Origin of the sequence: Hominenteromicrobium mulieris (assembly GCF_046197855.1) — a bacterium.
Lineage (GTDB): Bacteria > Bacillota > Clostridia > Oscillospirales > Acutalibacteraceae > Hominenteromicrobium > Hominenteromicrobium mulieris.
On sequence record NZ_CP173188.1, the window covers coordinates 2,199,942 to 2,226,591 of the forward strand.

The following is a 26,650-nucleotide window of genomic DNA, read 5'->3' on the forward strand; positions in this document are numbered from 1 at the left end:
CAAGAGCGCCCGGATTATCCCGAGCGCTCTATGTGCAATGCAAATCTAGTATTTACTTTTTTGTATTTTCTTTATTTTGCTGTTCCTTTTTATTCGCAATTCTTATCAGAAAGGAACTCTATTATGCACAAACTATTTATATACGCAAAGCTGTTCCATATTGGCCTATTTATTATAAATCTATCTTGCCTCATATTCAACATCTATAAAATCTTCACTCACACTTCAACCAGCAACAGTATTTTCATCTACTTATTAGGAGCTATAATCTGCGCGCTCGGAACACTCATAACTTTCATTTTAATGATTCGGGAATTACTAAAATAAATTCAAACAACGATGCACATAGAATACACAATCACCCCAAGTGCCCTATACCAGATTTAATTTGTCTTCAATTCAATTTTACCCATGCAGAGCGAAAAAACCTACTATCTCACTTCAGTCTCCCGGATAGCAGTTTTTTTTAATGCAGGAAGACCGGTCGCAACCCCGGCGGGGCCTGCTAATTTAGTTTTAAAGGAAGAAACCCCATGGTATCAAAAGAGTTCTTTGAATTTATATCGTCACACTGCGGGAACGTAGTTGCATGGCTACTGGTTTTACTGCCATTTTTTCATCTGACTTTTATAATTGGTCGATTTATTTGCTATTTATTTCGAGAGTATAAAATTGTATCACAGGTGATAGGGCATGATAGCGATACACCTCTTTGGATGGTAGCTTTTGAGCTATCCTGTATGGATATTTACCCAAGCATTATGCTATATGCTCTGCTTTCTATGTTTTACTTTGATGTTAAACTCGGTGCAATACTGACAATGGTTTCGGTAATTGTATTTTTAATTTTCCTACTTGATAAAGCCGTAACAGCGAAAAAGGATGTCGGGTTTTATGTGAGTTTCCTTATAATAGGAATGGTAGTCGCGACGGGAATTCTTTATCACTTTTTTGGTTCATAATTTTCATCAATGCGATTGAGTATATCCGCAACAGGTATAGTAGCTCTAAACGAACAATGAGGGCAAGTAAATTCCATGCCAAAGTTTTTGCCGTCTTTGATTTTTAGTGGAGTTCGAAAAGTTGTTTTGCAATGTGGGCATGGTAATGCCTTTATTTTATAGGATTTTTTTCGATCTCTATTGTAAATACATGCGCCTAGATGCCGTGCTTTATGTAACGTAATTACGTTCCGAAAAGCTGAAAAACTTACAGCTCCAAAACAAATTATAGCTATCAGTTCTGCGATTAAGAAGTAGTAGGGAGCTGTATTGTGCTCAATAAAAGCCTCATATAGTATTTTCCCAAGTTTTAAAACTGCGTTTTCACCTAATCGGTTAAAAAGAAAATCCACAATAGTGACACCAGAAGCTACTGCTCCCAAAACAGCAAAAATTTCCTCACGTTTCATAAAGTTAGTAGACTTCCCTTTTTCAATTACATCGCTTGCGCGATATTGTCGAGAACCATTGTCATTTGAAATAGCGGTATTTATAACGATTTGTCCTGAATTTTTAATGTTGTTTAAGTCGTTTTTAATTTGATTTTTCATGTTTTACCTCGACCCCTACAATCATAGTATTTTGAAGAATTATCATAGATATTGTAGCGTACTCGAGTTTATAAATCAATATATATTTAAGAAGCCCATGCAGAGCGAAAAAGCCTACTATCTCACTTCAATCTCCCGGATAGCAGGTTTTTTTAATGCAGGAAGACCGGTCGCAACCCCGGCGGGGCAACCTGTAAATTCAAAAGAAAGGATGAGCAAATGCAAAAAAGAAAAAAACTCGCCGTGATCGGCACACTGCTTATCGTGTTGGTCGCCGGTGGTATTGTATGGCAGGTCGTCGATGTCAATCGCACCGGGCGTTCGCCGGTATCAGCTCTATTTAAAAATGAAGGACAAGAAGCTTCTTCCAATGAACCGTCAGCTGATCCCGTTACAATCGTCTTGCGTGAGGAAGTGCCGACGCCAACACCATCCCCTACCCCATCGCCAACACCTACTTCGGCTCCAACACCGACGTCGACACCTACTTCTGCACCGGCAGAATCGTCAAAAACCGGAAGTACTTCCGGTTTTTCGACTGAAAGTCGGCCATCGGGTTCGCAAGCAGGCAATCAAAACACTGCTGAAGAACCCAAAACAACGCCAAAACCAACGCCAAAGGTCACGCCTACGCCTCGGCCGCAGGTCATTGAGGCAACGCCGGAACCCACTCCCGTCCCGGAGGTGCAAAACATCTCGCTTGATACATACAGCATCGATATTTTGCCCGGAGACAGCTGGCGCATCAACATTGCCGCAGCACCTAGTGATTTTTACAGCATGGGTGCGCAGTGGGTGTGCAGCAACTCCGCTGTTGTCTCTCTCTCAGGTTCCGATACTTCCGGCGTCACCATCACGGCCGTAAGCACAGGCTCGGCCACCGTCACCGTGTACAGCCGCAGCACCGGTCAATCCGCAAGCTGCACCGTCAACGTAAATTAAGAAAAGAGGTAACTTTATGAACATCTTAAATCAGCTCTATTTTCTCGCTATTTCACATTTACCGGCATCCACCGTCGCCACGATCTCCGGTGCACTCGAAAGTGCTTTTAACAACAATGTTAAGCCGGAAATGAAAGCTATTGGAAATATTATCATGTATATTATCTCCGGCGTGCTCATCATCGCGTTCGTCGTGAAAGGCGTTTTCGTGTGGAGAGACTATCGTCATAACGGCGGAGAAATTCAATGGAACGTACTGCTCGTTCTATTTATTTGCCTTGTGGTTGTTGTTTCCGCGCCCTCGTGGATGTGGAGCGTCATTGGGTGGTGATGACCTATGTTTGCAAGCTCATCGCTCGAGGAAATTTATCACTATGTGTACTATCAGCTCACCTCTGTTGCCCTCACTATGCTCGATGATGTAAACGGACTATCCATCAACTTCTTCAGCAACGAATTCATACAAGCTATTGTGAATTTCTTTACCCTGTTTGCTTGGGGGCTGGGATTGACCGGCGCAGCCATTGCTATAATGGACTTTGCCGTTTCCTATCAGACCGGTGGAGGCGGCAGCTTTACCGGAACCGGCATGAACATGCTGCGACTTTTAGTCGCCCTGCTCACCTTTTCGAGTATTCCTATATTGCTGTTTCAAACAAGCATGGATATTTACGGCACGGTGCGCAGCGTGGTCGTCGGATCAATGGACGGCGCAACCGTCAGCATAACCGATTTGGTCAAAGGCGCTGTGCAAAGTATGTTTAAATCTGTTTATGGCACACTGCCACCGGTTAAAATCGCAAACGGAATTTGGGAATTCCTCAAAAAGCTTACAGACGGCTTCCAAGCCACCGATCCCGCCGATGCCGCACTTTCCTCAAATGCCGACTGGTGGGCGCTTATTCAGCTTATCATTCTGGTGTGGGCAATCTTCAAGATTTTCTTTTCCAACCTCAAACGCGGCGGTATCCTTCTCGTGCAAATTTGTGTAGGATCAATGCACATGCTTGCGCTTGCACGCGGATATACCGACGGCTTCGGAAGTTGGTGCAAACAGGTTGCAGCTTTGTGCTTTACTGCTTTTGTGCAAAACCTGCTCTATCTGCTCGCCATTATCATGATGCAGGATGCAGCCTCCTCAAGCCTGTATTTTTCGCTCGGCCTGCTGCTTGTAGCTGCCGAAGTACCGCGCATTGCGCAAATGTTCGGTCTCGATACTTCCGCAAGGGTCTCACTCGGCAACGCTGCACACAACGTCTCCTCCGTGGTGTCGTTGGTCAAGCAATTCGTATAAGGAGAAAACATCATGAACGACGATCAAAACTATTTTTTCTACCCGGAAAATCTCAGTGAAAAGGCATTGTTTTTCGGTTGGACGGGTATAAACCTTGTTATCATCGCAGTGGGGCTTGTGCTCTCTACCCTTATCTTTTTCTTCTCTTTTGTCTGGGTTCCGCTGTTGATAACCCTGCTGTATATGGTGTTGACTTTTACAACCGACAATCAATCACTGCTTAAAGTCATACAGAGATATATCAACTATCTGTTTTTAGACCAGCTCGAGTACTTCTGGGGCGAGCCTAAATATTAAATTGGAGCAAAAAATGAAATCAAACAAGAAAAACGACAAAAAGGAATCGGCAACGCAACAACTGCTGAATCTGAAGCAATTTGTACCCCTCCAAATCGGAGATAACGGTGCGGTAGCCATTGAAGGTGAAGACGGTATGCTGTACACCTACATTATGCTGCGGCCGGACAACATCTCTGTTCTTGGTCGCAGTGAGGTACTTGCAAAAATCCGCAACCTTCAAAATATTCTTTCAGATGTTGCCGAGCTGCAAATGCTGTGCATGTCCTCGGCGCAAAATTACGAGGATAACAAGCGTTACTACCGACATCTCGCAGAAACCACCGAATCCCCCATGGTAAAGCAGCTCTGCTTGCAAGAAATCGCTTATCTGGATGAAATCAACATCGCGATGAGCACAAGCCGCGAGTTTGCAATGATCCTGCGTCACCGTGCAGATCGTCTGGATGACGCTCGGCGCAGCATTATGCAAACCCTTAATCTCATCCGCGAACACCAGTTTCACGCTCGCATCGCAACAAAAGACAGCTTCAAGCGTCTGCTTGCTATTTACTACGTTGGAGACATTTACACGGAGCATGTTCCCGATTTTGACGGAATGCAATATATGGAGGTCAACAATGCCACTGTTTAAGAAAAAGGCTGAAATGCCTACACCGGAGGAAATTGAAGCAGGCAAAGTCAAATCCTACAAAGATTTAATCGCGCCCTCTGTAGTCTCCTTCAGACGTTCGCCGGGGTATTACATTCTCGGCAATACGTATCGCTGCGTTTGGGCGATCCGTTCATACGCAGAAACCGTTGAAAAAGATTCACCGGAAATTGCTTTGCTGCGCGAGCTCGGTGAATCTGACGGTATAACGCTGCATATCTACACACGTCATATGCCGACCGTAGAGCGCGATGAAATCTTTCACCGTGCCCAAAACCGCACAAATATGCAAAAACGCTCATCCTACAAGCTGCATGAACAGATTGAAGCCGATGAGCAGCTTACCACGCTTTCCCGCATGATCCGCGAAACACAGCGTACGAAAGAAACTTTTGTGTACTGCGCCGTTTTCATTGAACTGATTGCAGACAGCCTCGAGCGTTTACAATCGAAGCAGATCGAAACGCAAAGCATTCTAACGCACCATAAAATTTTAGTGGATAAGCTATACCTACGGCAGCTTCAAGGCTTTGAAAGCGTTAAGCCCAACGGCAAAAACGCTTTCGGCACAGAATTTGAGCGTGTTTTCCCAGCAAGCAGCGTTGCAAACCTGTTTCCTTTCTCCTATTCCGGCAAGAATGACAAAAACGGATTTTACATCGGCCGTGACCAGAACGGCAGCAACATCATTGTAGATTTTGACCGACGCGCCGAAGACAAAACCAACGGGCATATCCTAATCCTCGGCAACTCCGGCGAGGGCAAATCCTACTTGATGAAGCTCATCATCACAAACGTCATCATGGCGGGCAAAAAAGTATATATCCTCGACCCGGACAACGAATATGGAGAGTTGGTTAAAAACCTCGGCGGTACGTATCTGGATATGATGGACAGCAAATACTACATCAACGTGCTCGAGCCGAAAACATGGGTTGACCCGACGCAGGAAATCAATGAATTTGATGATTCCCCGGAAGCCTTTAAAAAGCAAAATCGCCTGTCGCAGCACATCGCCTATCTGCGAGACTTCTTTTCCGTTTATCAGGACTTTTCCAGTGCGCAGCTCGACATCATCGAGATCATGTTAGAGGAAACCTATAAACGTCGCGGCATCACACCCCGCACGGACTTCACAAAGCTGACCTCTGAGGATTACCCGATTTTGAGCGACCTCTACCGCGTCATCGAAGAAAAGCTCGAAAGCTATGATGAAGAAGCCGCACTTGCCGCTAAAGCCGGTCATCCCGTTATGTACAGCCTCGAAATGCTCAAATCCGTCGGTCTCGGCCTGCGCGGTATTTGCATCGGCGCTATGTCTCGATACTTTAACGGGCACACCAACATACCAAATTCAAACTTTATCGATTTCTGCGTCAAAGATGCACTCACCACAAACGACAATCTGAAGAACGCTATGTTCTTGAATATCTTCTCCTATATGAGCCACAAATTCCTGACCGAAGGCAGCTGCGACCTCTTTGTCGATGAGCTTCACGAGTTCGTGAAAAACCGTCTGGCAATCACCTACATCAACAGCTTCATGAAGCGTGGCAGAAAGAAGGAATCCGGCGTTTGCATCGGTTCGCAGAACGTGGAAGATCTTCTGAACCCGAGCGTTATCACATACACAAAACCGCTCATGTCTATTCCGACCCACAGCTTTCTGTTTCACCCCGGTGCAAACTGCGATATTTCGGAGTTTCAGCGCACAATAAACGTACAGCCGTGGGAATATGAGATCATCCAGACACCGAACCGAGGACATTGCCTCTATAAATGCGGTGCGGAACGCTATCATCTCTCCGTCCGCGCCCCAGAGCACAAATCTGCACTGTTCGGTAACGCCGGTGGACGCTAAAAAGCGGAAGTACTTCCGCTTTTTATATTGAAATCTCGGTAAAATCGAGCAGTCATCTGACTGCTCTTTTTATTTCTATACAAGGAGATGAATGCCTATGGACGGAGCACGTCTTATTCTAAACGCAAGATACTTTCATATCGCCCAGACCGGTGAAAAAGCCACAAAGTACGCCTTTGTCGCCGAAGCCGCAGCCGGACTGGTGAACTACATTGCGACGCGTGAATCCGTCATTTATAACTACGATGAGCATTATAAGGAAGTGAGTGCCACAGAAGCACAGCGCGAAGCTATAAATCAATTTCTTGAGGTATCCCCTGACCTTGAGCTTTCGCGCGAATTCAAAGCCTACGACGAAGACCGCAGCGCCGCAAACGCCAGCGCTCTGATCTCACGTGCCGCACAATATGTCTACGGCATGACAGCAGAAGGTGACGTTAAGCCCTCGGCCCCGGCCACACGTGCTCAGCGAGAACGCATACAGGAGTTTGTAAACAAAGTACCGGCCATCCGTCAAACACCGGAATACAGCGACTACAAGGCTTCCCCTACGCGTGAAAACGCAAGCGAAGTACTCTCTCATGCACTCGAAGTCGGTCTCGCTAATGCTGCCGACCCTGAAACGCTTGAAATCATGCTCAACTACATTGCAGAGCGTCCGGGTGTCGTCCATAACGAAGGCAAAGTGCACGGACTCTTTACCGTAAACGGTGCAGCTGACCTCGCTGCCGAAAAGGAGGCTATTGCCGCACATACCGGCAATATTTACAGCATGGTCTTCTCTTTACGGCGCGAAGATGCAGACCGCCTCGGGTATGACCGACAGGATGCCTGGTCTCAGTTGTTCGCCATTAAGGCGGACAAAATCGCCCAAGCGCTGCGTGTGCCGACCTCTAAGCTGCACTGGGTTGCTGCCGTGCACAACACAAAGCATCACCCGCACGCACACTTTATTGCGTACAGCACTGAACAAAAATCCCGTATATACCTTTCCGAAGATGCCATCGAGCAGCTGAAATCTGAATTTGTTTCGGAGATTTTCGCTGAAGAACGCCATCAGATTTTTACCCCACGTGAAGAAGCACGTCAACAGCTTGAAGACCGATTGGAGACCTTGTTCACACAGCTCGAGCATAACAGCAATGCTGCCGTTACCGATCTACTCTTGCCGGAAAAGCTTGCAGCGTTACGCAAGTCCATTGAAAGTGCATCCGGTCGGCATGTGTATAAATATCTGCCAAAAGACACTAAAGCTATGGTAGATAAACTGCTCGATGAGATCAGTGAAGTTCCGGAAATTAAAGAGCTGCTTACAGAGTACAACAAGTATCAACAGCAGCTCGAAGCTTATTATAAGACGCCGGACGAGCCTAAGCCCTTATCTGCCGCGACCACGCGCAGCAACTTGTATCCTTTGAAAAATCTCGTCGTACAGTATGCCTTGCAGTTCGAACCTTCACCCCCATTGACTCCCAAAACTGAAAATTCATCTGCAAAAACCGGAAGTACTTCCGGTTTTTCTTATTCTGATGCGTTGGATGAGCCTGAAAATGCACAAATGAATGAACCGTTCAAAGCGACATGGAAAACCAATGACATACGCAGTTGGAGGGATAACATGAAAGTTCAAAGTTCTTCGCCGCCGTATGACGGAACAGCCGAAGAAAAATACCGGTATGCCCAGTACCTGCGTTACGATGAAAAATGTCCGCAAGACGCTATCCTGTGGTACAACCTTGCGGAGCAGCTCGGTCACACCGAAGCCGCCTATCAGTTAGCGCAGTATTATTTGCAAAAGGGCGAAGATCAAGACGTTGAACTCGGTAACTATTATTTGCTAAAAGCCAAACTCGGGTTTGAAGATACCCTGTTAGATAGCGTCAACGCCATGCAGCTTCAAGCAATCTCGGCTGGCAACACCTATGCAGATACCATTGCCGATTTTGGGCCACTGGAAGCTGAAGAAAAGAAGCAGCAGCGCGCCATTAGCAGAGCCGCTTATTTCCTCGGCCGTATTTACACAACCGGCATTGAAATTGCAAACATAGACGGCATAGAGTCGGAAGATCTTCCCGCACTGCAAGTCGCGACTGATCCGCATAAAGCAGCAGCTTATTTTGAGTTTGCTTATAGAAGTGGGTATAAGCACGCCGCCTATTATCTCGGCAATTTGTATTTCCACGGTAAGCTCTCCCCTGCCGACAAACCGGATTATGAACGTGCCGCCGGTTGGTATATGGCCGATGCTGAAAACTCCTATTGCCAATTTGCACTCGCAAAAATGATTGAACACGGGCAAGGCTTTACGCCGAATGTCGAAACCGCCGAAATACTTTACCGTAAGTGCTTAAACGCAAATGATTATTTAACTGCCGAATCCTCTTACGCCATAGCGCAGATGCAGAATAACGAGCAGCTGCCTTTAACCGATATGCAAAAGCTCTACAAAACTGCCGCTGAAATCTGGCTAAAAGACGATCATCCCGAAAACCATATTCACTTGCGCCTTGCACGCATGTATGAATACGGTCTTGGCGTGCCCGAAGATCTTTCACTTGCAATAGACCACTACAAGGCCGCACTGAAAACACCGGAAACCGAATACAAGCTCGGTCAACTCATGCAGCGTATCGACGGAGATGCAACGGAGATTTACGCACACTATGCGGCAGCACGCGTCGGTATGCTATATGCTGAAGAACATCGTCCTACATCGGCAACAGCACAACAAGCCGTGCGCCTCGCAACTATGTATCGCTACGGACTCGGATGCGATGCAGACCATGAAACCGCCGTGCACTGGTATACGGTCGCGGCTGAACGCGGCAGCATTTATGCACAGCAACGCTTAGAAGTCATGGAGATGCAGCGTATCCGTCAAGAGCAGCGTGCAGCAGAATACGCCGAAAAGCAACAGCAGCAACAGAACCTCAGCTTTGCTGCTCGCCTACTCAATACGATAGGCAACGCTTTGCGCCGCCAAACACTGCAAGATCAACAGTCTGCCACTGCCACTACCGACCGAAAGCAGAGACGTATGCAGCGCAGGCTTAAACGAGCGCTCGGTCAAAAAGAAGACCACGAACAAATTTTCCAGTAATATCTTTAAGGGATACCTATGAAGAAAAAAAGCAACAAAATCAACTTTAAATCTAATAGTTCACGAGCTATATACAATTATGTTCTCGAAAACAATTACAAAATCACTGTCAAACAAGCTTGTGACGAGCTTGCCGTAACACCGAGTCAGGTTTATAGCTTAATCGGCCTACTGCGAAAAAAAGGCATGAATGTCCGTGTCATCCGAAAATCGGTCGAGAGGCAGATCTACCGAGAATCACGACAGTACATAGAAGAACATAACTGTGAAATTTCTATCGCAAAGGCCTGTCGGGATCTTAATGTATCCAGAGAACAGCTCAACAATATGATTCATAAATTCCGTAAAAGCGGTATGCAGATTTCCATTATCCAAGCGAGCGACATCATAAAATTGCCGCTGAACAAAAATACTGAAGAAGCCGTATATCAGTATATTGTCGACCATAACTACTCTATTTCATCCAGACAAATGCGCACAGATTTATCCTTGACAAAACAGCAAACAAAGTCCTTTCTCCAAAAATTCCGTCGTAAGGGCATAGAAATTACCGTCGCAGAAAGTAAAAAGAGGAATTCAGATGCGCAGTCACAGTGAATATATTCCGCTGACGCAAGAGCAGATCGCGGCCGCACAGCACACAGATATTGCCGAATATCTGCGCGAACGCGGTGAAAAGGTGCAAAAAGAAGGGAACCACTATATTTGGGAAAAGCACGATAGCTGCGTGATCCACGGCTATAAATGGTATCAAAACAGCACTGGCAAGCACGGCGCCGCCGTAGCTTTCGTACAAAATTTCTTCCACAGAAGCTTCCCGCACGCTGTGCTCGAGCTCATCGGCAACCGACAGATCACTTTTGATCTCGCTGCCCCTCCTCCCGCCAAACGAGAATCAAAATCCACAGACATGATCCCCATTGCCTTCTGTCTGCCGCCAGCTGCACCGGATAACCGTCGTCTGTATGCGTATCTCACGCATACACGCGGCATCGCACACGAGATTGTCAATACTTTCATTGATGAGCATTTGATTTATCAAGACAAACAAGGCAACATCGTATTTGTATGCTATGACTGCTTCGGCCGCGTAAAATCAGCTCATAAGCGCGGCACGAATTCCGCGCAGCGTTACCGTGGCTTTGTGACCGGCGGTGAGTTCAACTGCGGTTTTTCATACGCCAATGATAACGCCACGGTGCTGTATGTATTTGAAGCACCCATCGACTTGATGAGCTTTCTAACACTGCATCGGCATGAACCGTGGCACAGAGCAAGCTACTTATCGCTTGGCGGGCTTTCAGAAGATCCTTTACGCCGATTTCTCAAGGAGCACAAATCTATTCAACGTATCGCTTTCTGCTTTGATAACGATATAAATAAGCCCGAAAATCAAGGGCAAGAAGCCGCCAAACGCTTCATGCGGCAGTTTTCCGGCAAATACATAACCTCTATTTTGTGCCCGTACAAGAAGGACTGGAACGACGTCTTGAGAGACAAAATTCAGAAAGGAGAGTTTCTATGACCCCACAGCAAATTATATTTTTATCCATCGTCGGTATTGCTTTGGTCGCTTTGATCTTTTTATCCGAGTCACAAAAGCGCTACAATTTGGACTCTATTAAGCGTAAAACCGTCGGCGACGGCCAGTATGGCACTGCCCGTTGGGCAACACAAGAGGAGATACAGAGTTCGACTATCCAAGTTCCTTACGAGCCGGAAATGTGGAGATACAACGAAGAAAGCCGTCCGACTACCACAGGCATCGTCGTTAATTTGACACAGAACAAAAAACAAATTCTCGCAACCATCGATCCTTCAGACAGCCACACACTCATGGTTGCCGGAACCGGCGGCGGCAAAACCACCACCTTCATGATTCCGAATATCGAATACGCGCTCGCTTGCGGTACTTCCTTTATCTCAACGGATAGTAAAGGTGACCTGCTCCGTTTATACGGCAAGCTCTGCGAACAATACGGCTATACCTGTTTGAATATCAACTTCCGCACGCCGATGAAAAGCGACAGCTATAATTACATGCAACTCATCAATCTCTACATAGATATGTGGCGCGATGACCCTAAACGTGTAGACTACCACAGCCGCGCCGAGCGCTACGCAAAAGCTCTTGCAAACTCTATTGTCCACACAAAGGGCTTTGACGGCGGCGGTCAGAACTCGTATTTCTACGATTCCTCTGAGGGCTTAATCACCTCCATCATTCTACTTGTTGCGCAATACTGCAAGCCGGAAGAACGTCATATCGTTTCCGTATTTAAAATTCTTCTCGAATTCGTTCAAACCGTTAAATCCGCAAATGATGAGACCGATAGCCAAAGGAAAGTCAAGCAAACAAAACTGAATGAAATTCTCAGTCTTCTACCTGAAGATGATAAAATCCGTTGGTTTGCAGGCTCCGTACCGGGCAGCGAGGGTATGCAGTATTTATCTGTTATCACAACCTCCATGTCCCGCCTGCTTGCCTTTATCGACTCAGAATCAGAAAACATTCTCTGTAAGAATTCTAAAATCACAGTCGCAGACATCTACCAGAAAAAAGTTGCCGTATTCATCACATTCCCGGAAGAAGACGCCACAAAACACGTATTGGTCTCCCTTTTTCTTAGCCAGATCATAAATGAAGCCATCGTCTATGCAGATGAATGCACAAAAGAAAACAAGCTTACACGCCGCCTTTATATCTTCGCCGATGAATTCGGCATTTTTCCCTATATGGGCAACATTCTCGGCATGTTTGGCGCTTCGCGATCCCGCAACATTATTATCGTGCCCTGCATCCAGTCACCGGCACAGCTCAGACAGACCTACGGTGCAGACGGCGAGACTATTATTCGAGACTGCTGCCAGACCGTTATTTTCGGTGGCTTTTCCCCCATGTCCGATACCGCCGTTACCTTCAGCAAGCTGCTTGGAAACCAGACGGTCGCTGCCGGTTCCGTTTCAACCAACAACCGGGAAGGCCGCGGCCTTTTTGATAGTGGATCAAATAGCAGCCGCAGCGTCAACATGATTGCACGGCCATTGATGACACCGGACGAATTGCAGCTTCTGCCCTTTGGCAAATGGATCGTCAACCGGCGAGGCAGTCACCCGTTTATCGCCAATATGCCGCGCTACGACAAATGGGGTATTCGCTTAGAAGCCCCCTATATCTCAGAAACACGAGAATACGTGCCCACTGCCTACGCCAAGTTAGACGACGTTATACGAGCCATAAAAGAAGAAAAATGGCAACAAACTGTACGGCAAAAGCGAGAGTCTGACAATCCGTCAGAGTCCGTGGGCAGCACCGCAGATTATTAAAAACCGGAAGTACTTCCGGTTTTTAAATCTTTTTTCAAAAAAGTTGAAATATACTGATATTCATGTAATAATGGAGTGGTATAAATGTTTGAGATAATTATTCAATTCTTAATTGGAGTTCTGACACCTATAATTTTTATCGGAGGGATAATAGCTGTGCTTAACGAATTGATTCAATCTTTTGAAAAAAAAGAAGAATACAATCGGAAATTAGAGGAACTCGAAGAAGAAATCAAAGAGTTCTCTTCTCAAAACCAAACGCTTGTAGAAGATTGTAAAAGTACAATTCGCGAAATTGAACTTGAACATCAAAAAACTATACAGTCCTTGTCCAGATGTTCACAATCACTATACAATGAGGCAAACGCCGTTCTTAAAAACACACATGACCTAATGATTATCAACGGTTTATTGTCCGAGCGAATTCAGACTTTATTAAAATATGCTACTACTTCATTAGAACCAGAACAAGAATCCAAACTGATAGAAGAAATTACATCAGCCATTAATCACATTAAAATGGAAAATGAACAAATCGCTCATCATCGGCAAGAGCTTGAAAAGGCTATGAGAGATATAGAGCAACATGATTTAGAAGTGGCTCAAAAACAAGAACTCAAAGATATACAAGGGCATCATTTTGGAGGATTAAGCATATAATATGACAAAAAAAGAAAAATCTCAACAAAGCAAAGAGCCTCCCAAGTATATCCGTGTATTGAAAATACTATCGATTTTTTCTTTGTGCCTTACTATGCTGTTATTAGGTGTGGTAAATGGAGCTACTTATGTTGTGAAAACCGATATTGGACAGGACATATTAAAAAAAGTAAGCATTGCTCTTCGGCCACACACTCCTACTATTATGTGGCTTTGCTTCGCTTTATTGACTATCTATATTTTTGCAAGATTGATAATTAAAAAATGGAACGCTAATGATAAAATAAGCGACATAGACAGAATTACTAACCGTGTAAAAAACGAACGCGATAAAGCTTCCAAAGCCAAAGAAGGAATTTTTAATTTACGAAACAGCATTCTTCTTGAAGACATTCAAACATCAGGTAAAGTAAAAGATGAGCTTTATAATTATAGCAAAGAGATAAGTCATACACGGATTGAACAAGAGCTTGAGTGTCGAAATGCGAAAAGGAATTACAATAAAATACTTAAAGAACTCTATCTTCTGACACTCAAAGCGTACAAAAATCCCTCTGAACAAATAAAACAACTGCACGATGAATTGAATAAGCTATAGCAATGCTGAAAAACCGGAAGTACTTCCGGTTTTTTATCTTTAAATATATCATTTGCCCTATAAAGCTTGCTTTTTCCTCAAATAGAATAATATAATACTTTAATAAGGAGTGTGATTTAAATGGCAAACACCTCTGCACTTTATGTTCGTATCGATACTGAAGTGAAAGAAAAAGCCGAAAGCATTCTCACACAGCTCGGCATTTCTCCAACAAGCGCCATTCGAATGTTTTACAGCCAGATTGTTCGTGAAAACGGTCTTCCTCTAAGCTTACAGCTATCTTCAGTAAGCCCCACAGTCACAGATGATACAAGTCTAGAAGAAATTGACGCTGAACCAACGAAAGAAAGTACTTAAAACAAAAGCCCTACGCATCGGATGAGGCAAGCTTTCCTCGTAAGCCTTAATTTGCCGCAGATTTAGCTCAAAAACCGGAAGTACTTCCGGTTTTTCTTTTATCAAAATCAAAACTCAGAAAGGAGACGCCAGTATGGCAAAGCAAAAGAAAACCGGCTTCGGCACGTACATTACGACACTTGTTGTCGATTCTGATCTCACAACCACCGAAGCCCGCCTGTTTGCATTCATGCAGCTTCATGTCGATTACCGTACCGGTGTTTTCGATCTGAAGCGCAAAACGACCTGCGCAAAGCTTGACATCAACCTCACCACATATACCCGCGCTCTGCGCACCCTTATCGAAAAAGAGCTCGTTTCTGTCAAGCACCGTACTCGCGGCGGGCAGCAGATTACCTCTCATATTCAGCCGCGCATGGAGGGATTCAAGCTGCGCTTCCCGCGTTACTTGATTTCCGAGCTCCGTGATACCGCCTTTTTGGTCTACGTCGAGCTCTTAAACCGCTGCGGTAAGGAGTCCTGGTCTCTGAGCCGTCGTGTGCTCGCCAAGAAATTCCACTGCTCGGCCCTCACAATCAGCCGCGCAATCCGGCAGCTCAAGGAACGCAACTTGATTGATGCTGTACCGGACTATGACCGTCAGGGCATCAATCGTTTCCGTGCCCTCTCCCTGCATGAGCGCGTAGCACGCTTAAAGCGCCAGCAGAGCCGCACCATGCTCTTTTTCTATCAGATGCACAAACTCGTGCTCGAACGCAAGAGACAGCGTACAGCTGCCCTGAAGCGCCGTTATGCGTATTCCCTTTTTGCAGCACCCTTATCATCTATGCACCTGCTCTTTCCTATACCCCGTTGTTTTATTAGTAAGGAAAGAAAAAATAAAAGTTTACCATTAGCTAAGAGTAATTCTCTAATGGGGCTTTTGCGCCGAAAAGTAATGGATCGTGCACGAAGTCCCATGGTGGAGTTTTCCGGATAGAAAAAAGAAAATGAGCTGTGACCGGGTGAAGGAATCAGCTCATTTTCTCAGGCAAGGTGACACTACAAGTGCCCCTTTTCTGCTTCCAGTATAGGTTATTTCTCTCCGTTTGTCAAGCAAAAAGCGGAAGTACTTCCGCTTTTTCGATTTCTATTTTCTTTTATAGCTTCTACATTTATCTTCTAGCAACGCATAATCATTACATCTCCGAGCTAACGAGGTTGAATCGCCATTGATCTGCTTGTGTTTATATAACGCAGCAGCATTCTTCTGAATCTTTTTCTGCACGGACTTTATGTAGCGATATTCAGCAAGAAGTAATGATTTGTAATTGGGATCTTTGATCGTTTCAAAATTCACATATACACGTTCACTGTACGGTACAGGGAACATGTTATTCAAATTTATCACTGCATATCTGAGAATTTTGATAAAATCCAATCCCTCTTTCATTTTCTCGTGTTTTGGTTTAAAAGAAGACAAAGGTGCAAAATACTCCATGTCGTTTATCTGAAAAACGATTCCGATATACTTTCTCTGATTGGCTTGTCCCTTTTTACTATTATGAAATAAATGCGGTGCATACGGAGCAAGATAGTCAACATATTTTGCATTGATTTCGTAAAATCTGATATTATCCATTTCCCCTCCAAGATAAAGAAATAGGGCGGACACAAAGCCCGCCCTGCTAGGTTACGTTCGCATTCCGAGTAGCGAAACACTCACTTGTAAATGTCTTGATATAGAGCCAAGAGAAGCTCACGTATTAAATGTCTCACTTATGGGCTGAGATACACCCTCTAAGCGGAGATGCAATATCTCCACTATTATTATATGCAAAACAACTTTCTTTGTCAACAGATTTGCTGTTAAAAAACCGGAAGTACTTCCGGTTTTTTTGCTTTTCATCTTCGCCTTTGTTAGAATTCAAGCACCCTATGTGGGGAATTTTAATAAAGGAAGTAGCAACATGTACGAAACAAACAAAAGGGATTACACACTCGGCGAATGGCTTGATATTTGGCTCGAAGAAATCGCGCCCACAAAGCGAAAGCCCAACACTATAAGCATTTACCGGGACGCCAGACGGCGGCTGCTGACCCATCACCCGGAGGCCGCCGGTATTCTTCTCGTTGAGCTCAATGCTTTACAGGTTGAAGGCTGGTTGGACTCCATGCGGCAGAAGTATGCAAAGTCAACGCTGCGCCATATCCGCGTTATGCTGAATCAAGCATACAAATCCGCAATAAAGGGACATAACTGTGACGATAATCCCGTTAAAGACGCAGCACTTCCCGCCGCGCGAGAAAAAGAAGTTAAAGCGCTTACACAACGAGAACAGGCCGCATTTGAAGGATGTTTTCACATACTGAAAAAACCGATAGATGAATACATTCTGCGCATGTATTTATTGACCGGTCTGCGCCGGGATGAGCTACGCCTGATGCAATGGCGGCAATACGATCCGCAAAACCGCACGCTCAAAATTCCTGAAAGCAAAACCGAGGCCGGTGTCCGTCTTCTCCCTGTTTTGCCCGAAGCCGCCGCTATACTCTACATGATCCGGTGTAATACCGAGTATAACAAGCCGCATGACTATATATTCAGCGTGGCTGATAACGGGAATAAACCGTTCAGCACATATCATTTGCGCTATATCTGTACGCGCGTTTCAAAGGCCGCCGGTATTTGTCATGTTACTCCACACATGCTACGGCACACCTTTGCTACACGGCTGATAGAAAAAGGCGCCGATCCGAAAAGCGTCTCTATGCTTCTGGGGCACAAAAACGTTGTTTTCACGCTGCAAAAATACGTTTCGCCGGATATGGAGCACCTTGAAACAGAAATTATGCGTCTTTCTCAAATCAAAAAATCCTGAAAAATAAAAAAATTCGAGAAATTTTTCCCGAATTTTAAAAAAAGACTTGAAATTCACAGCTTATAGTAGTAAAATATATATTGCAAAATGAATAAAGCCCCACTAAATCAAAAATTTTTCCTGAAAAATTTTTGATTTATTCCGTTCAGATGCGCCAACATCTAAAGGAACTCGTGAAGCTTATACTCATATTGTGTTTAATACGTATGTATTATAACACATTATAAGTCTGTGTTCAAGAGCCTTTTGCTGTTACATCTGCGGAAGGCTCTCTTTTATTTTGCCCGTACCTTGACAATCGAATGAACCCACAGACGAGAATACCCGGCGCAAATCAGTGTGCATGTGCACGCCTCTACAATGGGAATCACGCGGATAAGCGCGACCGGACAAACCTGATCGTGCCGCACGTACAGGAACGGCGTCTGAGAACGGGTCAATAAACCAAATCAGAAAATTTTCTACTAATAGATGTGCTCAGTTCGTTTTCGGATTGAGCACATACATTAGGAGAAAATCTCCTTGTTTTGGAAATGACACAAGGTCATCAAACCAAGTAAACAATTTTCTGCTAATCGATGAGCTCAGTCCGAATGAACTGAGCTCATACATTAGGAGAAAATCTCCTTACTCTGGAGGTGACACCCGGATTTGAACCGGGGAATCAGGGTTTTGCAGACCCACGCCTTACCACTTGGCTATGTCACCATTTTGAAAAAGACGCCTTAACTTCAGCGTCTTTTTCTTTTGGAGCGGACGACGAGGCTCGAACTCGCTACCTCCACCTTGGCAAGGTGGCGCTCTACCAGATGAGCTACGTCCGCATATGGTGCCTCCGATCGGAATCGAACCAATGACACGGGGATTTTCAGTCCCCTGCTCTACCAACTGAGCTACAGAGGCAAATGTGGCGACCCGGAACGGGCTCGAACCGTCGACCTCTAGCGTGACAGGCTAGCGTTCTAACCAGCTGAACTACCGGGCCACATTTGGTGGGGACAATAGGACTCGAACCTATGACCCCCTGCTTGTAAGGCAGGTGCTCTAACCAGCTGAGCTATACCCCCAAACAGCATCGCTTTTCAGAAATCTTTCAACAGAACTTGCGGCTCTTTTGAAGTCTTATGCCTTCCAGCGACGTTGTATATATTACCACATGCTTATTAAAAAGTCAATACCTTTTCCAAAACTTTTTCAAAAAAGTTATTTTGAGGCATTTTTACGCTTTTCGCGCACGCTTTCGGCAAGCTCGTGCAGCTCCTCTTTTGTGAAGTAATACTTGCGGCAGCAGTACGGACACACCGCTTCCACCTTGCCGTCCACAGCCGGCAGCGTATCGATTTCATCCGGCTCCAAGGTCGCAAGGGCATTATAATACTTCTCACGGCTGCATGTGCAGGCGTAGTGCACGGGGATTTCCTCCAGCTTTTCGACTTCAAAGCCCGTGAGCGCCGTGTCGACCATCTGCTCCACGGTCATGCCCTTTGCAAGCATGGTGGTGACAGGCTCCAGCGTTGCGATATTCGCTTCCAGCTTTTCAATGTCCTGCGGCAGCGCGCCGGGCAGCACTTGAATGAGCAGACCGCCTGCAAGCAGCACGCCGTTCGTGTTCGGGTCTACAAGCACGCCGAGTGCGCACACCGTGGGGATCTGCTCGCTCACGGCGTAATAATTCGTGATGTCCTCGGCGATCTCGCCGCTGACGAGCTCCACTTGGCCCATATACGGCTCTCCCGTACCGTAGCTGCGGATGACACCAAGGCGGCCGTCTGTACCGACTGCGGCGCTGACGTCCAGCTTGCCGTTCGGCTTCAGGGGCACGTCTACGTTCGGATTGTCCACACAGCCGCGCACATTGCCGTGGCTGTCGGAGATTGCCGTGACGGTGCCGATGGGACCGCCGCCGTTTATGCGCAACGTGAGCGTAGCATGCTCTTGCTTTTGCATAGCGCCCATGATGGACGCCGCGGTAAGCAGTCTTCCAAGCGCAGCGGAAGCCGTGGCGCTGAGGCCGTGCAGCCTCTGCGCGGTATATACCGTATCGCTTGAATCGATTGCGGAGGCCATAAGTGCGCCGTCCGATGTGATGCAGCGAATAATCCTATCCAATGAAATTCTTCCTTTCGGAGCGTTTTACGGAGCAATATCGTCCTTAAAAACGCCGTTTTGTGAGTTTGTGATGTGTGCGGCGAAAATAATGCGCTGCTCCTCCGGCTTCGGCGCGTCGAAAGAGAGGTCACCGAAGACCTCCACCCTATCAAAGCCGGACTTTTTCAGCATTTCCGTCAGCTTCTCCACGCTGTATGCGTGCTCAAAGAAATGCTCGCTGCTGCGCGTATAGACCTTGCCCTCTTTCTCAAAGAAATCGAGAGAGATCGCCACACTGTGATCCTGCGGATTATAGCGGTTCTGCCATGCGCAGTAAATATCCGCAAGGTCGTAAATATAGGTGTTGTTGCCCAGCACCTTTTCGTGCTTATAGAGCGTGTTTACATCGAAAATGAACCAGCTGTCGTTATCCATGAAAAACGCCACGCGGTCAAATGCCGCCTGCACCTGCGCTTCGCCGGAGAGGTGGTTGATGCTGTCCAGCGAACAGAACACCGTGTTGACCGTGCCGAACAGGTCGAGCGTCTGCATTTTCTGATAAAGGAACATCACATCAGCTTCCATGTCGTAAGCCTTGTCCTTCGCTTCGGACAGCATGGCGATGGAGCCGTCCACGCCGTACACATCCATGCCAAGCTTATAAAGCTCAAGCGTAAGGCTGCCGGTACCGCAGGCAAGATCTAAGACGATGCCCGGTTCATGGTGGAGATGCTCGAGCAGCTTCTTTAAATACGCCGCGCGGCCCTTATAATCCACATTCGCGGTCAACGCATCGTAATAGCGCGCAAAAACGTCGTAGCCGGCCATTAGTCCTCTTTTCCGCCGCCGGTCAACAGGCGCTCAAAAATCAGCGTGTAGCCGTCGCTGCCGTAATTCAAAGAGCGATTGACACGGCTGATGGTCGCAGTGGAAGCGCCGGTCTTATCGACGATGTCGCTGTACACGTGGCGCTCGCTGAGCATTTTGGCAACCGCAATGCGCTGCGACATGGCTTTCAGCTCCGGCACGGTGCAGAGATCTTCAAAAAATTTATAGCATTCCTCGCGGTTTTTCAGCGTGAGAATAGCATCAAAAAGGAAATCAACGTTTTCATCATGCAGTTTGGTATTCATTGTTTCTGTGTTCCTTTCTTTATGAATTTGCATCCGAAAACGGCGCATTTATGCCATAAAGCACCAAATGCGCCGTCTTTTCGTCAACGAGGTTCTTTACTTTTTTATTTTAACATACAAAAGCACAAAAGTAAACACCGAAATCAAGAAATTTTTGCACAGCAGTGCGTGAAATCACACATCGTTGCGCACGAGGTCTTCATAGGTCTCCCCTTTGATGATGACACGGGATTCTCCGCCGCGAACCATGACGACCGGAGGACGCGTGTTGCGGTTGTAATTCGATGCCATGGAGTAGTTGTACGCGCCGGTGGAGAGCACCGCCAGAATATCGCCGACCTCGGGCTTTTGAATGAGCGTGTTCTCCTGAATGAGGTCGCCGCTTTCGCAGCACTTGCCGGCAATGGTCGCCGTAAAATCTGCGGGCTCGTTCACCTTATTTGCGATGAGGCAAGTGTAATCCGACTGATAGAGCGCGTAACGCGGGTTTTCATACATGCCGCCGTCAATAGCCACATATGTACGCACATTCGGGATGGTCTTGATATCGCCGACGGTGTACAGCGTGAGGCCGGCCTCGCACACGATGGAGCGTCCCGGCTCAATGTAAATATACGGTACCTGAATACCGTACTCCTTGCAGGCAGCATGCACGGCTTCGGAAACGTCGCTCATGTAATCTTCATACGGCACGGCTGCATCGGCTTCCTTGTACTTTACGCCGAAGCCGCCGCCGAGGTTGAGGTGTGTCAGCGTTTTGCCGAGCTCTGTATGGATCTTGTTATAGAACTTCAGCATGACCTGCGCCGCCAGCACGAACGGGGCTTTGTCGAAAATCTGCGAGCCGATGTGGCAGTGCAGACCGATGAGTTCTACATTTTCGCACGCGACGGCTTCCTTTACGGCTTCAAACGCCTCGCCGTTTTCAAGCGCAAAGCCGAACTTGGAATCGATCTGACCCGTGCGGATAAACTCATGCGTGTGGGCGTCAATGCCGGGCTTGATGCGCATGGAAATGGACGTAACGACGCCTTTTTCCGCAGAGAGCTTTTCAATGCGGTGCAGCTCGTTTAAGTTATCAACGACAATGTCGCCTACGCCGCTTTCAAGCGCATAGCAGAGTTCCTGCATTGTTTTATTGTTGCCATGGAAATGAATGTGTTTTGCATCCACACCCGCTGCAAGGGCGGTATACAGCTCGCCGCCGGAGACGACGTCGAGGTCTAAGCCTTCTTCGGTCACGATACGGCAAATCTCTTTGCAGCAGAACGCCTTACTGGCATACAGCGCGGTGCCGTTTCCATTATAGTGGCGCTCAAACGAAGACTTATAGCGGCGGCAAACGCTGCGGATCTCATCTTCGCTCATCACATACAGCGCGGTGCCATACTTTTCGGCAAGCTCCACGGTGTCGCAGCCGCTGATCGTCAGGTGGCCTTTTTCATTGACATTGTAACAATCGGATACAAACATATTTTTCATTCCCTTCAAAAAGTGGTGGATCTATACTTCGCAGCTGCTCAGTTACCCAAAACGGCAGCTTCGATGTGCTGTTTCAGCGTCTCCAAACCGAAGCCGGTCTGGGAGGAATACGGGATGAACGGGATTTCATGCTCACGGAACAGGTCCTCAAAATACGCGTTCTGCGTGTTGAACTGCGTTTTGTTCAGCTTATCGCTTTTCGTACAGACGACGAGGAACGGCAGGTCACGCTCGATAAGGAAGTTAATCATATCGAAATCGTCCGCAGTCGGCTCATGGCGCATATCGAGAATTTGGATGACGAGCGCCACGTTGCGCTCTGCATCAAAATATCCCTGCATCAGCTTTGCCCAGCGCTGCTTTTCGTTTTGTGAAACCTTGGCGTAGCCGTAGCCCGGCAAGTCTACAAAGCGGCACTCCGGCAGACGGAAAAAGTTGATGGTCGCCGTTTTGCCGGGCGTGGCGCTGACGCGTGCAAGCGCCTTGCGGTTGACGAGCTTATTGATGAGCGAGGATTTGCCCACATTGGATTTACCGGAAAAAACGATCTCCGGCAAGTCCGACTTTTTGAGCTGATCCGCACGGCCGGCGGCAGCTTCAAATTCTACTGACTGAAAATTCACGGTGTTCCCCTTACTGTCTGAGTGTCTGTACGCCGTGCGCGGGCTCCGGGCAAGGCGTATTTGGCTTGGTTTCTCTGTTTAAAAGCCCGGGCATGGCGATGGGCAGCACCTCATCGATACGGCGCACCGGCACAAACCGCACGTTATCCTTGACGACCTGATCGACTTCGGCGAGATCCGCGATGTTCCCGTGCGGGATGATGACGGTCTTCATGCCGTTTTTATACGCCGCCATGGATTTTTCGCGCAGGCCGCCGATGGGCAGCACGCGCCCCTGCAGCGTGATCTCACCCGTCATGGCGATGTCGTGCGCGATGGGCTCTTCGCACAGCGCGGACGTGACGGCGGTTGCCATGGCGATACCGGCAGACGGACCGTCCTTCGGTACGGCGCCCTCCGGCGCGTGGATGTGGATATCCTTTTTCGCGTAGAAATCCGGGCTGATGCCGAGCGTTTCCGCGCGGGTGCGAATGCAGGTGATCGCCGTTGTGGCGGATTCCTTCATCACATCGCCGAGCGAGCCGGTGAGCTGAATTTTGCCCGTGCCGTTCATCACGGCAACTTCGATGGGCAGCAGCTCGCCGCCGACGCTTGTCCACGCAAGACCGTTCACAAGGCCGATCTCATCGCGGCGCTCTTCTTTATCTTTCGCAAACTTTGCCGGGCCGAGCAGGTCTTCAAGGTCGGCGGGCTTCACGGAATAAGACTTGAAATCTTCCTCCGTGACGATGCGGCGCGCGACTTTGCGGCAAATGGTGCCGATGGTGCGCTCCAATGTGCGCACGCCGGCTTCGCGGGTGTAGTCTTCGATGATTGCGTGCAGTGCCTTCGGTGTGAAGTGCAGCTGCGCCGCCTTGATGCCGTGCTTTTTCAGCTGCTTGGGCACCAAATATTTCGAGGCGATGTGGAACTTTTCCTCCGCCGTGTAGCTGCCGAGCGTAATGACGTCCATGCGGTCGTACAGCGGGCCCGGAATGGCGGAAGCGTCGTTTGCCGTGGTGACAAACAGCACGTGGCTGAGATCGAACGGCAGGTCGATGTAATGGTCCTGAAACGCGCTGTTCTGTTCGGGATCGAGCACCTCAAGCAGCGACGCGGACGGGTCGCCCTTAAAGCTCTGACCGAGCTTATCGATCTCATCGAGCAGGATGAGGGGGTTATTCGTGCCCGCCTGCTTCACAGCCGCCATGATGCGGCCCGGCATGGAGCCGACGTAGGTGCGGCGGTGGCCCATGATGTCCGCTTCGTCGCGCACGCCGCCGAGGGAAACACGCACGTACTTGCGGCCGGTCGCCTCGGCGATAGAGCGCGCAATGGACGTTTTGCCAACGCCCGGCGGGCCGACAAGGCAAATGATCTGCCCTGTCGCCTGGTCAGAGAGCTTGCGTACGGCGAGCGTCTCCAAAAATCTTGCTTTAACCTTTTCCATGCCGTAATGGTCGCGGTTGAGAATTTTCTCCGCGCGGTCTAGGTCCAAGCGCTCTTTGGAGCTCGTGTTCCACGGCAGCTCAAGGCACGTTTCGAGGTACACGCGCATGACGGAGCCCTCATGCGAGCCGTATGGCATTTTGGCGAGGCGATCGCACTCTTTTAAGAGTTTTTCGCGCGCGACCTGCGGCAGGTTTAATTTTTCTATTCTCTGGCGGAATTCGTCGGATTCCTCCTGCGGGTTATCCTCTTCGCCAAGCTCGCTTGCAATGGCGCGCATCTGCTCGCGCAGCATGTAAACGCGCTGATTTTCATCCATTTGCTCCTGCGCCTTTTGCGAAATCTCACGTTCGAGCGATAAGACTTTGATTTCATCGCTCAAAATATCATTGAGTTTTGCAATGCGCTTTTCCGGGTGGAGCTCATCGAGAATGCACTGCTTCTGCTCGAAATCGAGCGAGATGTTCGCTGCGATAAAGTCGGCCAAATCACCGCAGTCCTTCTGCTGCATAACGCCGAGCAGAATATCCGGCGGCACCTGACGGAACCAGCGGATGTACTCTTCAAATCTCTCCTGTGCAATGCGGCTGAGCGCTTCCGTTCTTGCGGTGTGGCGTGCGGCGATCGGCTTGCACACGCACACGCTGCCCGTGAGGTACGGCTCATCTTGCACAACGGACATAATCTCCGCGCGCTCGATGCCTTCCACATGCAGCTTGATGCCGTTATCTGCGGTGTGTACTACCTGCTTGATGCGGGCGATGACACCGATTTTATAGAGGTCTTCCGCCATGGGCTCGCTTTCCGAAAGGTCAGTCTGCGTGACGATGAACAGCTCGCGGCTATCCGTATCCAGCGCCGCTTTGGCGGCCAGAACGGACTTTTTTCTGCCGATATCAAACTGCACGATCATGCCGGGGAACACGACGAGTCCGCGTACGGCGAGTACCGGCAGAACTCTCTCTTCCTCAAGTATGGTTTCTTTCATAAAATTATCAAATCCTTATAAATCAGACAAGGCTGCGCAGCAGGGATCGCTGCACAGCCTGTATGATGATCACTATGATGCCGAATCCTTGCGAGCGCGCCGTTTGGGTTGTGTCATTTTGATCTTTACCGGGACGCGGTCGGGATTGTGCACGATTTCAGGCGCAGCGCCGTTCTCTACCGAATCCTTGGTAACGGTGATCTTTTCGATCGTATAATCGCTCGGGACCTCAAACATCAGGTTCTTCAGCGTATCTTCCATAATGGAACGCAGGCCACGGGCGCCGGTCTTGCGGGCAATGGTCTTTTCCGCAATGGCGTCAAGCGCTTCGGGTGTGAACTCCAAATCGACCTTATCAAGGTCAAAGAGCTTCTTATACTGGCTGACAAGGCAGTTTTTCGGCTCTGTGAGGATGCGCACAAGTGCGGCTTTGTCGAGGTCGCTCAGCGCGGTGATGACCGGCAGACGACCGACAAGCTCCGGGATGAGGCCGAACTTGACGAGGTCGTGCGGGGTAACTTCTTTCATCCACTCCGTGTTATCAAGCTCGTCTTTGCTCTTGATAACCGAGTTAAAGCCCAGCGTCTGCGCTTCGGTGCGGCGCTGAATGACGCTTTTAAGGCCGTCGAACGCACCGCCGCAGATGAAGAGGATGTTCGAGGTATCGATGTTGATGACCTCCTGCTGCGGGTGCTTTCTGCCGCCCTTTGGCGGGACGCCGGCAATGGTACCCTCCAGAATTTTGAGCAGTGCCTGCTGCACGCCCTCGCCGCTGACGTCACGCGTGATGGACGGGTTTTCGGACTTTCTGGAAATCTTATCAATCTCATCGACATAGATGATGCCGTGCTCGGCACGCTCAATGTCGTAATCTGCTGCCTGAATGAGACGCAGCAGGATGTTTTCGACGTCTTCGCCGACATAGCCGGCTTCCGTCAGAGTCGTTGCGTCCGCAATGGCGAACGGAACGTCCAAAAGCTTTGCAAGCGTCTGCGCAAGATAGGTCTTGCCGACGCCGGTGGGACCAAGCAGCAGCACGTTGCTCTTTGCAATCTCTACGCCGCCGTCTTCACCGCTGAAGAAAATGCGCTTATAGTGGTTATAGACCGCCACCGCGAGCGTCATTTTGGCTTCATCCTGCCCGATGACGTATTCATCGAGCTGCTTTTTGATCTCCTGCGGCTTCGGCAGCACCATTTCGGCGCGCGGCTCGTTTTTCGGCTGCGGGCGGCCGCGGTGGAGAGAATCTTCATCCGCGATGATGTCCATGCAGAGCTCTACGCATTCGTCGCAGATATACACGCCGTTGCCGGAGATCAGGCGCTTTGCCTGCGACTGCGGCTTCCCGCAGAAGGAGCAGCGTACTTCGTTATCATTTCCGAAATTATTCGGCATGAAAACACGCCC

At 48.2% G+C, this 26,650-nt stretch carries 25 protein-coding genes and 5 tRNA genes; 16 read left to right on the forward strand and 14 right to left on the reverse strand.

What is annotated here, in order from left to right:
* Positions 1 to 533: 533 nt before the first annotated feature.
* On the forward strand, positions 534 to 962 hold the full coding sequence (locus ACI0CA_RS10835) for a hypothetical protein (protein WP_308449919.1): 429 nt from the start codon (positions 534 to 536) through the stop codon (positions 960 to 962).
* On the opposite strand, the gene ACI0CA_RS10840 is transcribed toward ACI0CA_RS10835, so the two are convergent.
* On the reverse strand, positions 944 to 1,552 hold the full coding sequence (locus tag ACI0CA_RS10840; RefSeq protein ID WP_177714064.1) for a hypothetical protein: 609 nt from the start codon (positions 1,550 to 1,552) through the stop codon (positions 944 to 946). The genes ACI0CA_RS10835 and ACI0CA_RS10840 overlap by 19 nt on opposite strands.
* A gap of 219 nt (positions 1,553 to 1,771) precedes the next feature.
* Here ACI0CA_RS10840 and ACI0CA_RS10845 point away from each other — a divergent pair, with 219 nt between their 5' ends.
* The 14 genes from ACI0CA_RS10845 (at position 1,772) to ACI0CA_RS10910 (ending at position 15,619) form a co-directional block, all read left to right on the forward strand.
* The gene (locus tag ACI0CA_RS10845; RefSeq protein WP_308449920.1) at positions 1,772 to 2,494 is read left to right on the forward strand and encodes an Ig-like domain-containing protein; all 723 of its coding nucleotides are present in this window, start codon (positions 1,772 to 1,774) and stop codon (positions 2,492 to 2,494) included.
* Between the two features lie 16 nt (positions 2,495 to 2,510).
* Positions 2,511 to 2,825 carry a DUF3852 family protein gene (locus ACI0CA_RS10850; protein WP_177714061.1) on the forward strand — a complete coding sequence of 105 codons (315 nt, stop codon included), beginning with the start codon at positions 2,511 to 2,513 and terminating at the stop codon, positions 2,823 to 2,825.
* A gap of 6 nt (positions 2,826 to 2,831) precedes the next feature.
* The gene (locus ACI0CA_RS10855; protein WP_308449921.1) at positions 2,832 to 3,788 is read left to right on the forward strand and encodes a conjugal transfer protein TrbL family protein; all 957 of its coding nucleotides are present in this window, start codon (positions 2,832 to 2,834) and stop codon (positions 3,786 to 3,788) included.
* Between the two features lie 12 nt (positions 3,789 to 3,800).
* On the forward strand, positions 3,801 to 4,085 hold the full coding sequence (locus ACI0CA_RS10860; protein WP_308449922.1) for a hypothetical protein: 285 nt from the start codon (positions 3,801 to 3,803) through the stop codon (positions 4,083 to 4,085).
* A 1-nt stretch (position 4,086) separates the two neighbouring features.
* The gene (locus ACI0CA_RS10865; RefSeq protein ID WP_418529417.1) at positions 4,087 to 4,719 is read left to right on the forward strand and encodes a hypothetical protein; all 633 of its coding nucleotides are present in this window, start codon (positions 4,087 to 4,089) and stop codon (positions 4,717 to 4,719) included.
* Entirely contained in the window at positions 4,706 to 6,598 is a 1,893-nt protein-coding gene (locus ACI0CA_RS10870) for a VirB4 family type IV secretion system protein (RefSeq protein WP_308449924.1), read from the forward strand. Before ACI0CA_RS10865 ends, ACI0CA_RS10870 begins: the two co-directional genes overlap by 14 nt.
* 97 nt (positions 6,599 to 6,695) lie before the next feature.
* Entirely contained in the window at positions 6,696 to 9,698 is a 3,003-nt protein-coding gene (mobP3, locus tag ACI0CA_RS10875; protein ID WP_446806814.1) for a MobP3 family relaxase, read from the forward strand.
* 18 nt (positions 9,699 to 9,716) lie between these two features.
* Positions 9,717 to 10,295, forward strand: coding sequence for a hypothetical protein (locus ACI0CA_RS10880; protein ID WP_446806813.1), 579 nt, complete (start codon positions 9,717 to 9,719; stop codon positions 10,293 to 10,295).
* Positions 10,279 to 11,223, forward strand: coding sequence for a DUF3991 domain-containing protein (locus ACI0CA_RS10885; protein ID WP_446806812.1), 945 nt, complete (start codon positions 10,279 to 10,281; stop codon positions 11,221 to 11,223). Before ACI0CA_RS10880 ends, ACI0CA_RS10885 begins: the two co-directional genes overlap by 17 nt.
* Positions 11,220 to 13,025 (forward strand): type IV secretory system conjugative DNA transfer family protein, encoded by a 1,806-nt coding sequence (locus tag ACI0CA_RS10890; RefSeq protein WP_446806811.1) that lies wholly within the window; start codon positions 11,220 to 11,222, stop codon positions 13,023 to 13,025. Before ACI0CA_RS10885 ends, ACI0CA_RS10890 begins: the two co-directional genes overlap by 4 nt.
* An 84-nt stretch (positions 13,026 to 13,109) precedes the next feature.
* The gene (locus ACI0CA_RS10895; protein WP_446806810.1) at positions 13,110 to 13,685 is read left to right on the forward strand and encodes a hypothetical protein; all 576 of its coding nucleotides are present in this window, start codon (positions 13,110 to 13,112) and stop codon (positions 13,683 to 13,685) included.
* Between the two features lies 1 nt (position 13,686).
* Positions 13,687 to 14,283 (forward strand): hypothetical protein, encoded by a 597-nt coding sequence (locus ACI0CA_RS10900; protein ID WP_308449929.1) that lies wholly within the window; start codon positions 13,687 to 13,689, stop codon positions 14,281 to 14,283.
* Between the two features lie 120 nt (positions 14,284 to 14,403).
* Entirely contained in the window at positions 14,404 to 14,640 is a 237-nt protein-coding gene (locus ACI0CA_RS10905; RefSeq protein WP_308449930.1) for a type II toxin-antitoxin system RelB/DinJ family antitoxin, read from the forward strand.
* 133 nt (positions 14,641 to 14,773) lie between these two features.
* Entirely contained in the window at positions 14,774 to 15,619 is an 846-nt protein-coding gene (locus ACI0CA_RS10910; RefSeq protein WP_395591806.1) for a hypothetical protein, read from the forward strand.
* A gap of 150 nt (positions 15,620 to 15,769) precedes the next feature.
* Here ACI0CA_RS10910 and ACI0CA_RS10915 read toward each other — a convergent pair whose 3' ends face one another.
* The gene (locus ACI0CA_RS10915) at positions 15,770 to 16,261 is read right to left on the reverse strand and encodes a type III toxin-antitoxin system ToxN/AbiQ family toxin (protein ID WP_412330331.1); all 492 of its coding nucleotides are present in this window, start codon (positions 16,259 to 16,261) and stop codon (positions 15,770 to 15,772) included.
* 328 nt (positions 16,262 to 16,589) lie between these two features.
* Between ACI0CA_RS10915 and ACI0CA_RS10920 the strand changes: the two genes are divergently transcribed.
* The gene (locus tag ACI0CA_RS10920) at positions 16,590 to 17,501 is read left to right on the forward strand and encodes a tyrosine-type recombinase/integrase (protein WP_177714045.1); all 912 of its coding nucleotides are present in this window, start codon (positions 16,590 to 16,592) and stop codon (positions 17,499 to 17,501) included.
* Positions 17,502 to 18,134: 633 nt separating this feature from the next.
* On the opposite strand, the gene ACI0CA_RS10925 is transcribed toward ACI0CA_RS10920, so the two are convergent.
* The 12 genes from ACI0CA_RS10925 to clpX form a co-directional block, all read right to left on the reverse strand.
* A tRNA-Cys gene (locus tag ACI0CA_RS10925) sits at positions 18,135 to 18,209 on the reverse strand.
* 40 nt (positions 18,210 to 18,249) lie between these two features.
* Positions 18,250 to 18,325, reverse strand: a tRNA-Gly gene (locus ACI0CA_RS10930).
* 3 nt (positions 18,326 to 18,328) lie between these two features.
* Positions 18,329 to 18,404 (reverse strand) — tRNA-Phe (locus ACI0CA_RS10935).
* A 5-nt stretch (positions 18,405 to 18,409) separates the two neighbouring features.
* Positions 18,410 to 18,486 (reverse strand) — tRNA-Asp (locus ACI0CA_RS10940).
* A 5-nt stretch (positions 18,487 to 18,491) separates the two neighbouring features.
* A tRNA-Val gene (locus ACI0CA_RS10945) sits at positions 18,492 to 18,568 on the reverse strand.
* A gap of 136 nt (positions 18,569 to 18,704) precedes the next feature.
* On the reverse strand, positions 18,705 to 19,610 hold the full coding sequence (hslO, locus tag ACI0CA_RS10950) for an Hsp33 family molecular chaperone HslO (RefSeq protein ID WP_308448699.1): 906 nt from the start codon (positions 19,608 to 19,610) through the stop codon (positions 18,705 to 18,707).
* A gap of 24 nt (positions 19,611 to 19,634) precedes the next feature.
* The gene (locus ACI0CA_RS10955; protein ID WP_308448700.1) at positions 19,635 to 20,417 is read right to left on the reverse strand and encodes a class I SAM-dependent DNA methyltransferase; all 783 of its coding nucleotides are present in this window, start codon (positions 20,415 to 20,417) and stop codon (positions 19,635 to 19,637) included.
* Complete coding sequence (locus tag ACI0CA_RS10960) at positions 20,417 to 20,722, reverse strand: YerC/YecD family TrpR-related protein (RefSeq protein ID WP_176821390.1); 306 nt, start codon at positions 20,720 to 20,722, stop codon at positions 20,417 to 20,419. The genes ACI0CA_RS10955 and ACI0CA_RS10960 overlap by 1 nt, the downstream gene beginning before the upstream one ends.
* 174 nt (positions 20,723 to 20,896) lie before the next feature.
* Complete coding sequence (lysA, locus tag ACI0CA_RS10965; protein ID WP_308448701.1) at positions 20,897 to 22,195, reverse strand: diaminopimelate decarboxylase; 1,299 nt, start codon at positions 22,193 to 22,195, stop codon at positions 20,897 to 20,899.
* Between the two features lie 47 nt (positions 22,196 to 22,242).
* Positions 22,243 to 22,827, reverse strand: a complete 585-nt coding sequence (yihA, locus tag ACI0CA_RS10970) for a ribosome biogenesis GTP-binding protein YihA/YsxC (RefSeq protein WP_308448702.1) — start codon at positions 22,825 to 22,827, stop codon at positions 22,243 to 22,245.
* A 10-nt stretch (positions 22,828 to 22,837) separates the two neighbouring features.
* Positions 22,838 to 25,243, reverse strand: coding sequence for an endopeptidase La (gene lon / locus ACI0CA_RS10975; protein ID WP_446806809.1), 2,406 nt, complete (start codon positions 25,241 to 25,243; stop codon positions 22,838 to 22,840).
* A 72-nt stretch (positions 25,244 to 25,315) separates the two neighbouring features.
* Positions 25,316 to 26,638 (reverse strand): ATP-dependent Clp protease ATP-binding subunit ClpX, encoded by a 1,323-nt coding sequence (clpX, locus tag ACI0CA_RS10980; protein ID WP_176821386.1) that lies wholly within the window; start codon positions 26,636 to 26,638, stop codon positions 25,316 to 25,318.
* Positions 26,639 to 26,650 lie beyond the last annotated feature (12 nt).

Bases quoted from the DNA above. Each gene is read 5' to 3' on its own strand.
- ACI0CA_RS10835 (WP_308449919.1), top strand. From the start codon at position 534: ATGGTATCAAAAGAGTTCTTTGAATTTATATCGTCACACTGCGGGAAC.
- ACI0CA_RS10840 (WP_177714064.1), bottom strand. From the start codon at position 1,552: ATGAAAAATCAAATTAAAAACGACTTAAACAACATTAAAAATTCAGGA.
- ACI0CA_RS10845 (WP_308449920.1), top strand. From the start codon at position 1,772: ATGCAAAAAAGAAAAAAACTCGCCGTGATCGGCACACTGCTTATCGTG.
- ACI0CA_RS10850 (WP_177714061.1), top strand. From the start codon at position 2,511: ATGAACATCTTAAATCAGCTCTATTTTCTCGCTATTTCACATTTACCG.
- ACI0CA_RS10855 (WP_308449921.1), top strand. From the start codon at position 2,832: ATGTTTGCAAGCTCATCGCTCGAGGAAATTTATCACTATGTGTACTAT.
- ACI0CA_RS10860 (WP_308449922.1), top strand. From the start codon at position 3,801: ATGAACGACGATCAAAACTATTTTTTCTACCCGGAAAATCTCAGTGAA.
- ACI0CA_RS10870 (WP_308449924.1), top strand. From the start codon at position 4,706: ATGCCACTGTTTAAGAAAAAGGCTGAAATGCCTACACCGGAGGAAATT.
- mobP3 (WP_446806814.1), top strand. From the start codon at position 6,696: ATGGACGGAGCACGTCTTATTCTAAACGCAAGATACTTTCATATCGCC.
- ACI0CA_RS10880 (WP_446806813.1), top strand. From the start codon at position 9,717: ATGAAGAAAAAAAGCAACAAAATCAACTTTAAATCTAATAGTTCACGA.
- ACI0CA_RS10885 (WP_446806812.1), top strand. From the start codon at position 10,279: ATGCGCAGTCACAGTGAATATATTCCGCTGACGCAAGAGCAGATCGCG.
- ACI0CA_RS10890 (WP_446806811.1), top strand. From the start codon at position 11,220: ATGACCCCACAGCAAATTATATTTTTATCCATCGTCGGTATTGCTTTG.
- ACI0CA_RS10895 (WP_446806810.1), top strand. From the start codon at position 13,110: ATGTTTGAGATAATTATTCAATTCTTAATTGGAGTTCTGACACCTATA.
- ACI0CA_RS10900 (WP_308449929.1), top strand. From the start codon at position 13,687: ATGACAAAAAAAGAAAAATCTCAACAAAGCAAAGAGCCTCCCAAGTAT.
- ACI0CA_RS10905 (WP_308449930.1), top strand. From the start codon at position 14,404: ATGGCAAACACCTCTGCACTTTATGTTCGTATCGATACTGAAGTGAAA.
- ACI0CA_RS10910 (WP_395591806.1), top strand. From the start codon at position 14,774: ATGGCAAAGCAAAAGAAAACCGGCTTCGGCACGTACATTACGACACTT.
- ACI0CA_RS10915 (WP_412330331.1), bottom strand. From the start codon at position 16,261: ATGGATAATATCAGATTTTACGAAATCAATGCAAAATATGTTGACTAT.
- ACI0CA_RS10920 (WP_177714045.1), top strand. From the start codon at position 16,590: ATGTACGAAACAAACAAAAGGGATTACACACTCGGCGAATGGCTTGAT.
- ACI0CA_RS10955 (WP_308448700.1), bottom strand. From the start codon at position 20,417: ATGGCCGGCTACGACGTTTTTGCGCGCTATTACGATGCGTTGACCGCG.
- ACI0CA_RS10960 (WP_176821390.1), bottom strand. From the start codon at position 20,722: ATGAATACCAAACTGCATGATGAAAACGTTGATTTCCTTTTTGATGCT.
- lysA (WP_308448701.1), bottom strand. From the start codon at position 22,195: ATGTTTGTATCCGATTGTTACAATGTCAATGAAAAAGGCCACCTGACG.
- lon (WP_446806809.1), bottom strand. From the start codon at position 25,243: ATGAAAGAAACCATACTTGAGGAAGAGAGAGTTCTGCCGGTACTCGCC.
- clpX (WP_176821386.1), bottom strand. From the start codon at position 26,638: ATGCCGAATAATTTCGGAAATGATAACGAAGTACGCTGCTCCTTCTGC.